We start from the raw sequence: 13789 nt of genomic DNA on the forward strand, positions 1-13789 counted from the left end.
TCGTTTTTTGTTTACTCTGGTTTCAGCATGGAGAGGGCAACGCGGCCTTTTGCCTGGTCAACGGAGTCCACCCAGACGGTCACAATGTCACCAACTGATACAACGTCAAGCGGATGCTTCACAAAACGATTGCTTAGTTTGGAAATATGCACAAGCCCATCCTGCTTTACGCCAATATCAATGAATGCGCCGAAGTCTACGACGTTTCTTACCGTTCCTTGCAGCTCCATTCCTTGCTTCAAGTCTTCCAATTTCAACACATCTGTTTTGAGCAGCGGTTTTGGTACTTCATCCCGCGGATCACGCTCAGGTCTTGTGAGCTGATCGATGATATCTTGAAGTGTAATTGTCCCAATATCTAGCTGTTCTGCTGCTTCATCCAGTTTCACTTCAGCAATTTTCTCTTTTAACTGCTCTGTGCCAAGATCGTCTGGCGTCATGTTGATCATGCGTAAAAACTGTTTTGTTTCTTTATAGCTCTCTGGGTGAATGCCTGTGCGGTCAAGCGGATCTTGTCCGTCTGTAATACGCAAGAAACCGATACACTGCTCATATGTTTTAGCACCGAGCCTTGGAATATCCTTCAATTCTTTTCTGCTTGTGAATCTCCCAATCTCTTCGCGCCTTTTGAGGATATTCCCAGCGACGGCTTTTGAAAGGCCTGATACATATTGCAGCAGCGCCTGTGATGCTGTATTGACGTTTACACCAACTTGGTTGACGACTGTCTCAACGACAAAGGTTAACGAGCTGTTTAATTGCTTCTGGCTGACGTCATGCTGGTATTGGCCCACACCAACAGACTTCGGATCAATTTTCACGAGCTCTGCTAAAGGATCTTGTAATCTTCTAGCGATTGAAATGGCGCTTCGTTCTTCGACTTGCAGATCTGGAAACTCTTCTCGTGCCAGCGCAGATGCTGAGTAAACACTTGCTCCTGCTTCATTCACGATCAAATAGGACACCGGCTGATCCAGCTCTTGAATCAAGTCTGCAATGAATTGTTCTGTCTCTCTTGAGGCTGTACCGTTTCCAATCGCAATGACTTCAATGTTTGATGATTGAATGATCTCTTTGACTTTTTGTTTCGCTTCCGCTTTTTTCTGCACGGGCGGATGCGGGTAAATGACGCCAATATGATGGACTTTGCCCGTATCATCCACGACGGCTAATTTACAGCCTGTCCGAAATGCGGGGTCGACTCCAAGTACACGCTTCCCTTTCATCGGCGGTTGAAGCAGCAGTTTTCTTAAGTTTTCAGCAAAAATATGAATCGCTTGTTCCTCTGCTTTTTCTGTCAGCTCTTTTCGTATTTCTCGTTCGATGGAAGGCTGAATGAGACGTTTATATGCATCATCGATTGCTGCTTCAATAAACGGTCTCGCTGTCGTCTGTTTGCCTTTTAGAACTTGTTTGTCGAGATAGAAGCGAATATTTTCAGCAGGTGGTTCGATGGCTGCCTTTAAAATGCCCTCTTTCTCCCCACGATTGACCGCTAGTACACGGTGCGGGACAATCTTTTTGATTGGCTCTTGATAATCGTAATACATTTCATAGACGTTTTTCTCATCGCTTTCGACGTCTTTTCCTGATGTGACCAGATTGCCCTTTTGGTACGTTTCACTGCGAATCCATTTTCGCATATCAGGATCATCTGCTAGCTGTTCAGCAATGATGTGCTGTGCACCCTCAAGTGCCTCTTCTACATTCGTCACTTCTTTTTCTTCATTCATAAAAGCAGCTGCCTTCTTCTCGATCTGATCGCTTGGCAGCGTGAGTAAATATTCCGCCAGCGGCTCCAGCCCTTTTGCTTTGGCTACATTCGCCTTTGTTTTGCGCTTTTGTTTGAAAGGCCGGTATAAATCTTCGACCTCTTGCAGTTTATGAGCTTGTTCAATTTTCTGTTTTAATTCATCGGTTAGTTTGTCTTGTTCAGCAATTAAGCGAATGACTTCTTCTTTTCGATTCGTGACATTTTGGATATATGTATAGCGCTCTGAAATGGTTTGAATTTGCACCTCATCCAGTGAGCCTGTCTGCTCTTTCCGATAACGGGCAATAAACGGGACGGTGTTGCCATCCTCTAAAAGCTTGATCACACTTTCAATTTGCTTCGTTGAAAGCTTTAATTCTGTCGCAATTTGTTTCAATAAAAAGTCAGATGTCTTCATACTTTGCATCCTCTCACTGTGTCTTCTCTTTTAGTGTATCAAAAAAACCGGCAAAACAGAAAAAAGGTCAGCTATTTTACGTGAGCTGACCAAGTACATAGGTGAGATCGTCCTTTTTGTCTTGTGTGTATGTTTCAAGCTGTTTGGCGATGTCTTCAACTGAATGTCCATGCTTTAAACACATGCGCATGTTTGGCACATTCAGTCCGTCTGAATACATAATGAATATCGATCCTTTTTCGTAGGAATAGGTGTATGTTTTATATTTTCTAGGTTTGCCTGATAAGTATCCTGATGTCGGAAGTGGATAAATATAGTCGCCAGAAGGTGCATTCAAGATAAAACGAATATTACCAACCGAACAATAGGTAAATTGCTGCTGGGAAAAATTCACCTTTAAGATCGCAACTGTGGCACCGCGTTTATTTTTCATGGCCTGATTGCATCTGTCGATGAGAGTTGCCACATCCTCATGTCCATATTCTTCGACAATTTCGCTGACTAAAGAAGATGATTCATTGGCGTACTGGCCGCTGCCTAATCCGTCTGCTACAGCACAAATTAGTTCTTCATCATCTGCTTTAATAAAAAAACTGTCCCCGCAGCATGGTTTTCCTTCTTTATTCGATTGATAGATAATGGCGTTTACATGCTCATGCTGTTCAATCTGTTTCATTACCCTAGCTCCATAGACGCATCTTCTGATAATGCATCTCGCAGTTTTTTCACTGCCTTCCGCTGCAGTCTCGATACATGCATTTGAGATATGCCAAGTAAATCGCCTGTCTCTTTCTGACTCTTATTTTGCAAGTAAGTCAGATTGATAATCTCTTTTTCTCTATCCGACAGCACATGAAGCACACTCTCAAGCATCATTTTTTGGTTCACACGTTCGTAGCCTTCTTCCTGTGAGCCGACAACGTCTAAAATCGTCACAGTACTTCCTTCAGAATCAGCCTCTACGCCTTGGTCAACAGACAGCGCTTGATAGCTTTTGCCCATCTCCATGGTTTCAAGTACTTCTTCTTCTGTTACATCCAGGTATTCTGCAATTTCTTGGACTTTAGGTGATTTCTGTGTCTCTGTTGTCAAATGATCGACTGCCATTTTGATTCTTGGTCCAAGCTCTTTGATCCGCCTTGGTACATGGACACTCCATGTCTTATCTCGTAAAAAGCGTTTGATTTCCCCGATGATGGTTGGAATAGCAAAGGCTTCAAATGATTTACCGACGAGCGGGTCGTATCGTTTAATGGCGCCAAGTAAACCAATCATTCCAACTTGTCTGAGGTCCTCATGAAAGCTTTTTCCTTTAGAATATTTTTTCGCCAGCATATCAACCAAGTTTGTATAGCATTCGACCAGCGTGAGCTGCGCCTGCTCGTCTTGATTGGTTTGATAGCTTTGGATGAGGCGGTCTACTTCATCTTTAGTTAGTTTCATAGTTTTGGATGGTTGTGTCATGGTCAACTCGCTCCCTGTTTAAAAACTTTGTCATCGCCACGGTAACTCCGGAGTTTGCTTGCACCTCGACTTCATCCATCAATGTTTGCATTAAGTATAAACCAAGACCTCCTTCTGCCAATTGATCCACCGTATGAGCAGATGTGTACGGTCCCAAGTCTTCTTGTTTTTGCTTAAAGTCAAAGCTACCGCCTTTGTCAGCGACAATGATTTCTAGACGATCCTCGTAGACAAGAAAGCGAACAGCCACCTCTCCATCTTCGCCGTCTTCACCTTTGTAGGCATGCTGAACTGCATTTGTACAGGCCTCACTGACGGCAATCTTTAAGTCCTCAATCTCTTCATAGGCATAGCCCATCCGGCTCGCGACGCCTGAAAGAGTCAAACGAATGATGCCTACATATTCTGGTTTTGCCGGTATTTTCATCTCGATTAGATCTACTGATTCGTTCATTGTACCCCACCCTCTGACTTTGCAGAAATGTCAATGATGTCCTTTAATCCAGTGATTTCAAACAACCTTACAAGTCGTTCTGACAAGTTCTCAAGCTTTAATGTGCCACCTGCTTTTTGAGCCGCTTTAAACAGCCCAACGAATACACCTAAACCTGTGCTATCCATATACGTAACATCCTTTAGACAGATTTCAAGATGCTCTCCCGCCTCTGCTTTAGGCATGAGCGTTTCTCTTAGCTGAGGAGCGGAGTACACATCGATTTCTCCGCTGACGCTGATTTTCGTTTTTTGATCTATTTGATGCTCTTTTACAGACATATTCATTATGCATTCACCTCGAAATTCTTGTTTCCTAAAGTTTTATATACCCGCATGTTCACTTTCTAAACCTTTCTTTTGAGAACAAGTAAAGTAAAGTCATCGTGCAGTTGAAAATCTTGTAGTTTGAGTAAGCTGGCGTAGATGGCATCCACCATTTCTTGAGCTGAGTAGGATAGGTGCTCTGATATGAGTGCTTTGATATCCTCCCGCTCTAGGAAACCGTCCTCTGACTTGGATTCTGTGACCCCATCAGAGAATAAGATCACCATGTCTCCTACGTCCAGATGCTTCTCGTACTGTCTGTAGTCAAAGTCTGGTGCGATCCCAAGAACAAGCCCTTTTGCGTCTAAATCGTAAAATGAATTCTCTTTTTTGCAATAGAAAAAGCCCGGCTCATGACCAGCCGATGCGTATTTAAACTCATGCGTTTCTTTATTATAGCTGCCATAGAACATCGTGATAAACATACTTGGATCTACGTTTTGCTCGACTACACGATTCAGGGTTTTCAGTACCTTTGTTGGGCCGCTCCCTGACTCTGGTAAGGAATCCATCGCATATTTAATCATCGACATACAGAGCGCAGCCGGGATTCCCTTTCCAATGACATCTGCGATCGCGATATTGATTGTATCGTGATCCGTTACAAAGTGGTAATAATCTCCACTCATCTGTTTTGCCGGTACACTAATCGCACCAATATCAAAGGTATCTCCTTCTGGAATTTTCGTTTCCAGAAGGGTTTGCTGAACATTTGCAGCAATTTCGATTTCAGATTTTATTTCTTGCTGAATGCCTCTGAGTGTTAAATGTTCTTGGTAGGCAAGTCCGTACCCAATCATGACTTCAATTAAGAAGTCTAGTGAATGAAAAACATCTTCCGGCAAATCAGGGTAAAGCTCCTGAATCACTTTTCGGTGAACACTCACTATTTCTTCAGGAGGTATTTGATGCTCAATGGTTTTACGGCTAAATTTTTGAGCTTGATAAAGCGATGTTTCAGTTAAATCACTGATATAACGACTGAGCAGCTGATGGTACCGCTGCTCCATTACCTCCTTAAAATCCATGGTTTCCCTCCTAGCGAAGCCACTTAACAGCTTGTATCTCCGTTCCTTGTTCTGGTGCAGAGTCTAATTTAAATTCATCCATCAGTCTTCTGACACCCGGAAGACCTGCTCCGAGTCCCCCTGATGTTGAAAATCCGTCTTCCATTACTTTACGTATATCCATGATACCCGGCCCCTCATCGGCTGCGATGACTTTGAGTCCACGCTTTCCGCGCTCCATCACTTCGTCTATACAAATCTGACCTTTACCAGCGTATAAATAGATGTTTCGAGCTAATTCTGAAATGGCCGTCGTAATTCTTGCTTGGTCAACTGTTCCAAATCCAAGTTCTTTTGCAACATTGCGCCCCAATTGTCTTGCTGCGACTATGTCCCATTCCGTCAATATTCTTACACAGGATTGGTCTTTCATATCTATTCCCCCAATTCCCGCTTCAGTGTCTCAAGCCCTTGTTCAAGATCTAATGCTGTCTGAATTTCTTCAAGCGATATTCCAAGTTCAATCAGCGTCACAGCGACTGCCGGCTGTATTCCTGTTAATACAACTTTTGCCCCCATGAGCTTGGACATCGTGATGACATCGCCTAATACCTTTGCAATAAAGGAATCAATCATATCGACGGATGTGAGGTCAATGACAACACCGTTTGCTCCTGTTTCATGAATTTTATTCAGCAAGTCTTCTTGAAAGTGGAGAGCTGTCTGATCATCAAGCTCCCACTGTATTGAAATCAGAAGACAGTTATATAGTTTTAAGATTGGAATCTTCGGGTGATTTCTCACTGGGTTATCCCTCCAATGAAACAATTTTTCGATTTGTCATTTCCAAAGCAGTTTGAATTCCTTTTTGAAGGGTATTCTTTGTTGTAACTTGAGATAAATCAATTCCAAGGTTCACAATGGTTTGGGCTATTTCTGGGCGAATACCGACAAGCAAACACTTCGCACCTACTAATCTCACAGCCTCAGATGCTTGAATGATATGGTGGGCTACCATTGTGTCAACGACAGGGACACCCGTAATATCAATTAAGACGACCTGTGAGCGATGTTTGACGACACCATTTAGCAGGTTCTCCATAATTTTTTTCGCACGATCTGTGTCAATTGTTCCAACAAGCGGCATGACGGTGATGTGCTCAAATACAGGGATCAGCGGGGCAGAAAGTTCCTGCAGCGCAATTTTTTGAAGGTTGACTGTTTTCTCCCATGAGATGGAATACTGGTTTAATATCTCGTTATGAATTGGTGTGATGAATTGGTCGATTTGCCAGATGAGGTCATGACTTTCTTCTGTTGTATCTTTGTCATCGTTCATTTTTTGATATAAATGTGTACGGATTTCAGTTAGACCATTTGCCAGTAACTTAAGTGATATACCCATTTGAACAATGTTTAAAGCAAGAGTTTGCACTTTTTCTTCAAAATCCTCATTATACCCCTCTGAAAGAGATGTAATGATCAGTTGAACATATTCCGAACAGATGGTTTCATACATTTTGTCGTTCAGCATCATGTCCGTTTCTTTTTCTCCGAGTCGTCTAAAAATGTCCGTCCACTCTTTTTGTAATTCCTCTTGATGCTCCCTTGCGAAAGCTAACACGATATGATTCGACATGTTTTACCCCCTACGTACATAAACAGCACTTCTTTTATTCTTTCTTCATTATAACGTTAATAAAAATTGAACACAAAAAAAAGTTGCTCTCTTGAGAGCAACCAAATCTCACCATATTAAAAATCAATAAGAGCCAAACTAACTTGTAAGGCTTCATCAACCTTCTCCATCATCTCATCATCAAGATGTGTGATTTTATCTGTCAATCTTTGTTTATCGATTGTACGAATCTGCTCCAAGAGAATGACAGAATCTCGTTCAAAGCCGTAGCGCTTTGCATCAATTTCGACGTGAGTCGGTAATTTCGCTTTTTGTATTTGGGCTGTTATGGCTGCAACGATAGCAGTCGGGCTGAAGCGATTTCCAATGTCATTTTGAATCACCAATACTGGGCGAACCCCGCCCTGCTCGGAGCCAACAACAGGAGATAAATCAGCAAAGTAAACATCACCGCGTTTAACAATCAAATGTTTAACCCCCGCTGACTAATCGCTCAACTGTATTCTCAGCCTCAAATTCTGCGTATTGTGCCTCTGAAGAGATATTCAGATTAATTTTCGCCATCTCCATGTAGCCGCGTCTCATCGATTCACGATTTTGTCGAATATTACGTTCACGAATATACGTTTTTGTCGCTCGGTAGATCAATTCATTTCTTGTTACCTTATCCTGCTCTGCTACTCGTTCGATTTCAGACATCAAAGCCTCCGGTAGTCGAATCTTCATTTCGTTTGTTGCGCTGGATTCAGACAAAAAACATACACCTCCACAAAACTTACGGATACCGTTTCGATCCATTCCAAGACTAATCATACCATTATTCAATGCGCAAGCAAAGCTGTTTTTTCATGATTTCTTATTAGAACATGAAGCGGCTGTTCACCCGTAAATCAAAGATGATAATGGAGTTCCTCTTTCACATTATACGCTTTTTTCCGAAAATCATACGGTATTTCCAAAATCTCTAAAAAAGGGAGAATGTTTACGCCTTCGTTGTAGAATAAAAAGGAACGATGTCAGTTTGACGATCGTTCCTGTGAAAGCTGTTTAGAAAAGGCTTGGCCCGCCTTGAAGCAGCGGATTCCGCACATGTACCCTTTTGCCGTCCTCTATATATACTCTTGGAACGCGGTGTCCAATTGAGCATGTGACTTCATAGTTAATGGTTTCAAGCCTTTTTGCAATTTCATCGACTGATACCATTTCTTCACCTTGTCCACCAATCAAAACGACTGGCTCCCCTACTGGAAGGTTCTCTTTCAGTTCAACCATGAATTGATCCATACATACCCTTCCAGCAATCTTCCGGCGTTTTCCGCCAACAAGTACTTCCGTGCCTGCCAGTTTCCGAATCCACCCGTCTGCATAGCCGACTGGTACCGTACCGATCCATGTATCTTGATTAGCTGTATACGTCGCCCCATAGCTGACACTTTCACCCTTTTGAATGAGCTTTACATGGGCAAGCTTTGTATGAAGAGACATGGCTTCTTTCAGCTTGAAAGGAAGTTCATCTTTCATTTCCTCTGACGGTGACAGCCCGTACATACTGATGCCGAAGCGAACCATATTAAACAACACTTCTTTAAACCTTAATCCTGCTGCACTATTGGCACAATGAACGAGCAGCTTTTCCGTATGAAGCGGCTGAAGCAGCGTTTGAAAGGTGTCGACCTGCCGATCAAAATAGTTCTCATCCTTTTCATCCGCGGTCGCAAAGTGAGTAAATACTCCTTCCAGCTGTAAATAAGAATGCTCGCTGACTAGCTTCTTTACTTCGCTGACTTGCTCCAACGTTTTCACACCTAAACGGTTCATTCCGCTGTCTATTTTCAAATGAAAACGAACGGGTTGTCCCATCTGCCCTTTCACCATATCGACGACTTCCCTCAGCCACCTGGTGGAGTAAGCGGTCATAATCACATTGTATCGAACAGCGGTTTTGACATACTCCGGTGGTACTGCGCCGAGTACAAGAATCGGAGCTTTGATGCCTTTATTTCTTAAAGAAATGGCCTCATCTAAAAAAGCTACAGCTAACAAGTCTGCACCTGCTTTGAGGGCAGCTCTTGCCACTTCTATATCTCCATGTCCATATGCATTGGCTTTCACAACAGCCATCAGTTGAACATTTTGACCGATATGATCTTTCATATGCGAAACATTGTGCTTGATTGCTGTTAAATTAATTTCTGCCCATGTGTCTCTATAAAAGGCATTTGTGTCCATCAGTCACACTTCCCTATTGAATGATTCAATCCCCTCATATGATACTAAAAATCAAGAATAATGTGAAACAAATCAAAGAAAATCAGCCCTTGCACAGGGCTGATGCTTCATTTATTAGGCTTTCCGCCTGAGAACCTCATTTATTTAGCTGACTGGCCTTCTACACTCTTTGCGACCATCAACAGCTCTTCCTTCGATAGATCACTTGAGGAAATTAAGTAGTCAACTCCGTCAGATGTCCATGAGAGAGATTGATCTGTCAGAACCCCTACTGTCATACCAAGATCGACCGGCTCGCCGTTCATCGTGACAGGCGTAGATGCTTCAGCTACTCTCGCTTTTTCCTGGATGAGTGTGAAGGATTTCTTGCCGCCGTACGTAATCACATAACGCTTCCCAGCATCTGTCGTCATTTCTTTCTCTTCCATCTTTTTTACGCCTTCTGGCATATGAACTGGTGTTTTCACCGCAAAACTGTCAGATGGGTCTGCACTTGTGGCAACATCCATTTGAGAGAGTGTCATGTTTTTCTTCTCATCAAATGCATCTTTGTCAAAGGATTTATTGAATTCAAAGTGAGAGAATTCCACTTTCACCATTGGCTTTTTGTCGCTATCCAGCACTTTTACACTGGCAGGCGCCATTGTTTTCTTATGAAAGGTAATCTCTTGGGTAGGCAGCATTTGATTGTGCTGATAATTGGTCTTCGTTTCGAACACATACTTTGACTCTTTCGCTTTGAACTGAGCTGCACTGTCATTTTTAATGTCCTTCACGAGTGATTCGAATAAATAGACTTGACTGCTATTATTCGGCCAATCGCTATGGAAACGGAAGCTCTTGTTCAATGAAGGTGTCAGCACAAACACACCATTGCCGTTTCTTAAAATGACTTGACTCTGATCCTTTTTCGGATTTTCTAAATAGACACGGTAAAGCTCCGGCTTTTTGTACCAAATTTCTACCTGGTACTCCTGCGGGTCATTTCCTGTCTCAATGGTCATTTTTGCTTTGGCTTTGTATGATGTCATTTCCTCTGCCTTTTTGTTTAAATCTCCAACGATATCCTGCTGAGATTTTTGACCGCATGCGGAGAGAATCAGTACAAAAAGGATTCCCGTTACAAGCAAAACAAAGCTTTTTCTCACCCTTTTCAACCCCTTCGTTAATTGTGTTAAAAGGAAGAAACCGCTTGTTTGACTTTAACAGTACGCCTCAAGAGTTAACTGCGTACCGCGAACCATCAAAGCCTGTTAGCAACTCGCCCTTCCTTATCGCACTACCCAATATATGAAGGGGGGACAAACAATATGCAGACTAGCTTGACAACCTTTCAATTAAAACTTGTGCAGCAGCATATTCCTTTGTATGGGTAATGGACACATGAACCTGATCTCCCTCCGCTTTCTCGCTTTTGATGAAAGGTTTTCCATTATCGTCTTTTTGAATGTCTATATCATGAAAGCTTAAATGCTGACCGATTCCCGTTCCGTATGCTTTAGCGAAAGCTTCCTTTGCCGCAAAACGTCCTGCCAAAAATTCCAGCTGTCTTTTTTCACTGAGTGTACGAAAGACATCCTGTTCACTTAAAGTCAAAATGCGTTCTGGTAAACGAGGCTGTCTGCTGAGCACTCGCGATAGCCGGTCGATCTCTACAATATCAATGCCTATTCCTTTGATCATGAGGTACCTCCTATGATACTCGTACTAATTTAAGTGTTCACTTCATAAACGTGTTACTATAAACTTACCATTATCTAGTCAAAAGGGGTTTGTTATGTTTATTCGAACGGAGAGCTTTCAACAATTTATTAGATCGTATCCAATCGTCACAGCGATCCTTGCTTTACAAATCGGCCTGTGGCTTATATTTGCGATTCCTATCCCTATTATACAGCTTGGACAGGATCATCTCGTCGGTTTCAACTATGGTGTAGCGGCTGGGGAATGGTGGCGGCTCGTCACACCTATTTTTCTCCACGGAAGTCTCACGCATATTTTATTTAATTCTATGTCCCTTTTCTTATTCGCCCCAGCGCTTGAACATTTGCTCGGGAAGGTTCGATTTTTAATCATTTATCTTGGAGCAGGGTTCATTGGCAATCTCGGGACCTATTGGGTGGAGCCTTTAGAGTATGTACACGTTGGCGCTTCTGGTGCGATCTTTGGTTTATTTGGGGTGTATCTATACCTTGTCCTATTTAAACCGCACATGATGGACCGCGGCAATTCACAAGTGATTTTAACGATTCTGGCTGTTTCTGTCATCATGACCTTCGTCAATTCGAACATCAATATCATGGCTCACTTATTTGGATTGATCGGCGGTATGATTCTAGCACCTATTACGCTGTTCTTCCATTCGAAAAAAAGACGCTATTAATCTCATAAAAAATGTCGATCCCTCCTTGAGCTGGAGCTGATCGACATTTTTCGTTTAAGACGATTGATTTTTTTCATACGAATACCAATCAAATACACGTGCAGCATCTTCTTCCTCAAGGTGATGCACACCAAAGGAATCAAGCAGCGCGGAGGATTTTACAAAGGTGTGAATACTTGCGACCCGGCCTTTCTTTTGGAAAAAAGATTGCGTCATCGTATAGTTTTGCATTCGTTTTCTCAAGACAATGCCAGTGGTCTTGCCAATGCCTCTTGATGTCAGTTGAATCAATGAATCTTTGATTGTATATCCTGATTGTTTATAAGCTAAATAGCCAAAGAATAGAGCAAGTGGTAACGGAATGAGTCCCAAATATCCCCATGGCGGAAAGCGCACCGACAGGATGACACCTACAAGTAACGGCACAAAGCCATATGAGATCAGGTAGCGTTTGAGTGAACGCTTTGGCACCTTTTTCAGCTCTGTTTCTGGTGCTACATGATAATGATCCGTGAATTGGGACAGCAATTCATTTATTTTTTTCTTCCGAATGAGCGGAAATAAGACGGAAGAAGTTTCTTTCTCTGTAATCGAACCTCCTGCACTAACAAGCATCACTGTCGCAAAGCCAAAAGGCTCACGGATAATATTCTCTTTGATTTTCACTGCTTGAATTCTAGCAAGTGGAATGGTCATTTGATGTCTCTCGATGAGTCCTCTTGTAATGATGATGTCATTCCCTTTTCGCTTTGCAGCAAAATTCGCATACTGAAGCGCTGTTACCCCAACACTCAGGATCCACGCGATCAATACGGCAAGAAATATCAAAATCGCATAAATTTCAACGCTCGCATGACTTAAAAAAGAGAACTTCTTAAAGAACCCGTCCAAAGGGAGAATTTCATCTATTTGTGTGTAGATGGCAAGACACCCAGATATAATGACCCCGATACCGCTTGAAGTGGTCGCAGCCAAAAGCAATTCTGGCACACCCATACGATAGGAGACATTGATTTCTTCCTGCACAGGTTTCTGAGCAGCCAAATGGCCATGCAGATCTCCTGCTTCATCCGTCATTTCTTCTTCCTGCAAGCGTTTCTTCCGGTTGAAAATCGACTGCTTTAATTGTTCCGCTTCTGCTTTAGTAATCGCGGTCAGGCTCACTTCTGGACCATCCGTTCCGCCTGCCGTTTCGATTTGGACCCGTACTAAACCAAAAATCCGTTGGAAAATACCTTCACTTGTATTGACTGTTTGAATTCGTTCTAATGAGATATATTTTTTCTTTTTCGTGATTACGCCCGATTCCACACGAAATTCATCGTCTTCCATCCGGTAGGTGAATCGTCTCCATTCTAAAATGGTATAAACGGCTTTCCATAAAAGAAGCACACCAAGAATGATAAATGCATAAAAGCGAATGCTCGAATTCGAGTTCACAAAAATCAACACGAAAAAAGGGATAATGAAGTTTTTGATCATGGACACAGCATCTGATATAAAATCAATGAACATCGAGATGGGATGTACACGTTTTGGTTCAGACATCATCTTCCGTCACCCTTGCTAAACGAGATATGTAATCACGAAGCTCATCTGCCTCTTCTAATTCTAGCGCCGGTATATCATGAACTGTGGCAGCAGTCGAAATTTGAACAGAGGCTAAACGGTAGCGCCTTAAAAGCGGTCCTTGAGATGTATCAACATGCTGAACACGAACCATCGGCACAATGACACGTGTGACACGAATGAGTCCATGCTGTATTTCAATTTCATTTTCGAATACTTCGTAGCGCCAGATGTGATGGCGGATTTTTGGTATGAGCCAAATGCCAAAAATGACCTGTAAGACCCATAAACCAGAAAGAATCGCTCCAATCCAATATGGCCATTGAAAATAGTAGCTAGCAACAAATACCCCAATGATGATGAGTAAGAATATCAATGAGATAATTCCATTTTGAAGACGCCATACCTTTAAACCATTTAGACTAATTTGACGTTGCGGCTGTTTTCTCACATTCTTCCCCCATTCTCTTACTTTTCTATCAATATATTACGTAACAAAGCCTAAAAA

The 13789-nt window shown here is 42.4% G+C and carries 17 protein-coding genes; 1 reads left to right on the plus strand and 16 read right to left on the minus strand.

Annotation, left to right across the window (positions count from 1 at the left end; all coding sequences use genetic code 11):
* Positions 1–11: 11 nt before the first annotated feature.
* The 14 genes from V6Z54_RS04780 to acpS all read right to left on the minus strand — a co-directional run bounded on the left by V6Z54_RS04780 (position 12) and on the right by acpS (position 11012).
* Positions 12–2171 (minus strand): Tex family protein, encoded by a 2160-nt coding sequence (locus V6Z54_RS04780; protein ID WP_338527762.1) that lies wholly within the window; start codon positions 2169–2171, stop codon positions 12–14.
* A gap of 76 nt (positions 2172–2247) precedes the next feature.
* Positions 2248–2847: a PP2C family serine/threonine-protein phosphatase gene (locus V6Z54_RS04785; protein ID WP_041089211.1), complete on the minus strand. Its 600-nt coding sequence runs from the start codon at positions 2845–2847 to the stop codon at positions 2248–2250.
* Positions 2847–3635 carry an RNA polymerase sigma factor SigB gene (gene sigB, locus V6Z54_RS04790; protein ID WP_024427378.1) on the minus strand — a complete coding sequence of 263 codons (789 nt, stop codon included), beginning with the start codon at positions 3633–3635 and terminating at the stop codon, positions 2847–2849. Before sigB ends, V6Z54_RS04785 begins: the two co-directional genes overlap by 1 nt.
* Positions 3601–4089 carry an anti-sigma B factor RsbW gene (gene rsbW, locus V6Z54_RS04795; protein WP_024425393.1) on the minus strand — a complete coding sequence of 163 codons (489 nt, stop codon included), beginning with the start codon at positions 4087–4089 and terminating at the stop codon, positions 3601–3603. The genes sigB and rsbW overlap by 35 nt, the downstream gene beginning before the upstream one ends.
* Positions 4086–4415 carry an anti-sigma factor antagonist gene (locus V6Z54_RS04800; protein WP_017358393.1) on the minus strand — a complete coding sequence of 110 codons (330 nt, stop codon included), beginning with the start codon at positions 4413–4415 and terminating at the stop codon, positions 4086–4088. The genes rsbW and V6Z54_RS04800 overlap by 4 nt, the downstream gene beginning before the upstream one ends.
* Before the next feature lie 59 nt (positions 4416–4474).
* The gene (locus tag V6Z54_RS04805; RefSeq protein ID WP_041089208.1) at positions 4475–5482 is read right to left on the minus strand and encodes a PP2C family protein-serine/threonine phosphatase; all 1008 of its coding nucleotides are present in this window, start codon (positions 5480–5482) and stop codon (positions 4475–4477) included.
* A 10-nt stretch (positions 5483–5492) separates the two neighbouring features.
* Complete coding sequence (locus tag V6Z54_RS04810; RefSeq protein WP_024425390.1) at positions 5493–5894, minus strand: anti-sigma regulatory factor; 402 nt, start codon at positions 5892–5894, stop codon at positions 5493–5495.
* A gap of 2 nt (positions 5895–5896) precedes the next feature.
* On the minus strand, positions 5897–6265 hold the full coding sequence (gene rsbS, locus V6Z54_RS04815) for an RsbT antagonist protein RsbS (RefSeq protein ID WP_003214235.1): 369 nt from the start codon (positions 6263–6265) through the stop codon (positions 5897–5899).
* A 4-nt stretch (positions 6266–6269) separates the two neighbouring features.
* Positions 6270–7100 carry an RsbT co-antagonist protein RsbRA gene (locus tag V6Z54_RS04820; protein ID WP_041089206.1) on the minus strand — a complete coding sequence of 277 codons (831 nt, stop codon included), beginning with the start codon at positions 7098–7100 and terminating at the stop codon, positions 6270–6272.
* Between the two features lie 116 nt (positions 7101–7216).
* Positions 7217–7567 (minus strand): type II toxin-antitoxin system endoribonuclease NdoA, encoded by a 351-nt coding sequence (gene ndoA, locus V6Z54_RS04825; RefSeq protein ID WP_024425388.1) that lies wholly within the window; start codon positions 7565–7567, stop codon positions 7217–7219.
* A gap of 4 nt (positions 7568–7571) precedes the next feature.
* A complete protein-coding gene (locus V6Z54_RS04830; RefSeq protein WP_003214273.1) occupies positions 7572–7853 on the minus strand; it encodes a hypothetical protein in 282 nt (93 codons plus the stop codon).
* Between the two features lie 294 nt (positions 7854–8147).
* Positions 8148–9329: an alanine racemase gene (gene alr, locus V6Z54_RS04835; protein WP_041089204.1), complete on the minus strand. Its 1182-nt coding sequence runs from the start codon at positions 9327–9329 to the stop codon at positions 8148–8150.
* Between the two features lie 140 nt (positions 9330–9469).
* Positions 9470–10486: a DUF4367 domain-containing protein gene (locus V6Z54_RS04840; protein ID WP_338527763.1), complete on the minus strand. Its 1017-nt coding sequence runs from the start codon at positions 10484–10486 to the stop codon at positions 9470–9472.
* A gap of 160 nt (positions 10487–10646) precedes the next feature.
* The gene (gene acpS / locus V6Z54_RS04845; protein ID WP_047202005.1) at positions 10647–11012 is read right to left on the minus strand and encodes a holo-ACP synthase; all 366 of its coding nucleotides are present in this window, start codon (positions 11010–11012) and stop codon (positions 10647–10649) included.
* A 94-nt stretch (positions 11013–11106) separates the two neighbouring features.
* Between acpS and V6Z54_RS04850 the strand changes: the two genes are divergently transcribed.
* A complete protein-coding gene (locus V6Z54_RS04850) occupies positions 11107–11712 on the plus strand; it encodes a rhomboid family intramembrane serine protease (RefSeq protein WP_041089200.1) in 606 nt (201 codons plus the stop codon).
* 54 nt (positions 11713–11766) lie between these two features.
* Here V6Z54_RS04850 and V6Z54_RS04855 read toward each other — a convergent pair whose 3' ends face one another.
* Positions 11767–13263: a PH domain-containing protein gene (locus V6Z54_RS04855; RefSeq protein ID WP_338527764.1), complete on the minus strand. Its 1497-nt coding sequence runs from the start codon at positions 13261–13263 to the stop codon at positions 11767–11769.
* A complete protein-coding gene (locus V6Z54_RS04860) occupies positions 13253–13732 on the minus strand; it encodes a PH domain-containing protein (RefSeq protein WP_024425383.1) in 480 nt (159 codons plus the stop codon). Before V6Z54_RS04860 ends, V6Z54_RS04855 begins: the two co-directional genes overlap by 11 nt.
* Positions 13733–13789 lie beyond the last annotated feature (57 nt).

This window comes from Bacillus sp. MAG717A, assembly GCF_036884855.1.
GTDB lineage: Bacteria > Bacillota > Bacilli > Bacillales > Bacillaceae > Bacillus > Bacillus safensis.

Excerpts from the sequence above, each read along its gene's own strand:
- V6Z54_RS04780 (WP_338527762.1), bottom strand. The coding sequence starts at position 2,171 with ATGAAGACATCTGACTTTTTATTGAAACAAATTGCGACAGAATTAAAG.
- V6Z54_RS04855 (WP_338527764.1), bottom strand. The coding sequence starts at position 13,263 with ATGATGTCTGAACCAAAACGTGTACATCCCATCTCGATGTTCATTGAT.
- acpS (WP_047202005.1), bottom strand. The coding sequence starts at position 11,012 with ATGATCAAAGGAATAGGCATTGATATTGTAGAGATCGACCGGCTATCG.
- V6Z54_RS04785 (WP_041089211.1), bottom strand. The coding sequence starts at position 2,847 with ATGAAACAGATTGAACAGCATGAGCATGTAAACGCCATTATCTATCAA.
- V6Z54_RS04820 (WP_041089206.1), bottom strand. The coding sequence starts at position 7,100 with ATGTCGAATCATATCGTGTTAGCTTTCGCAAGGGAGCATCAAGAGGAA.
- sigB (WP_024427378.1), bottom strand. The coding sequence starts at position 3,635 with ATGACACAACCATCCAAAACTATGAAACTAACTAAAGATGAAGTAGAC.
- V6Z54_RS04850 (WP_041089200.1), top strand. The coding sequence starts at position 11,107 with ATGTTTATTCGAACGGAGAGCTTTCAACAATTTATTAGATCGTATCCA.
- rsbW (WP_024425393.1), bottom strand. The coding sequence starts at position 4,089 with ATGAACGAATCAGTAGATCTAATCGAGATGAAAATACCGGCAAAACCA.
- V6Z54_RS04800 (WP_017358393.1), bottom strand. The coding sequence starts at position 4,415 with ATGAATATGTCTGTAAAAGAGCATCAAATAGATCAAAAAACGAAAATC.
- V6Z54_RS04805 (WP_041089208.1), bottom strand. The coding sequence starts at position 5,482 with ATGGATTTTAAGGAGGTAATGGAGCAGCGGTACCATCAGCTGCTCAGT.
- alr (WP_041089204.1), bottom strand. The coding sequence starts at position 9,329 with ATGGACACAAATGCCTTTTATAGAGACACATGGGCAGAAATTAATTTA.
- V6Z54_RS04810 (WP_024425390.1), bottom strand. The coding sequence starts at position 5,894 with ATGAAAGACCAATCCTGTGTAAGAATATTGACGGAATGGGACATAGTC.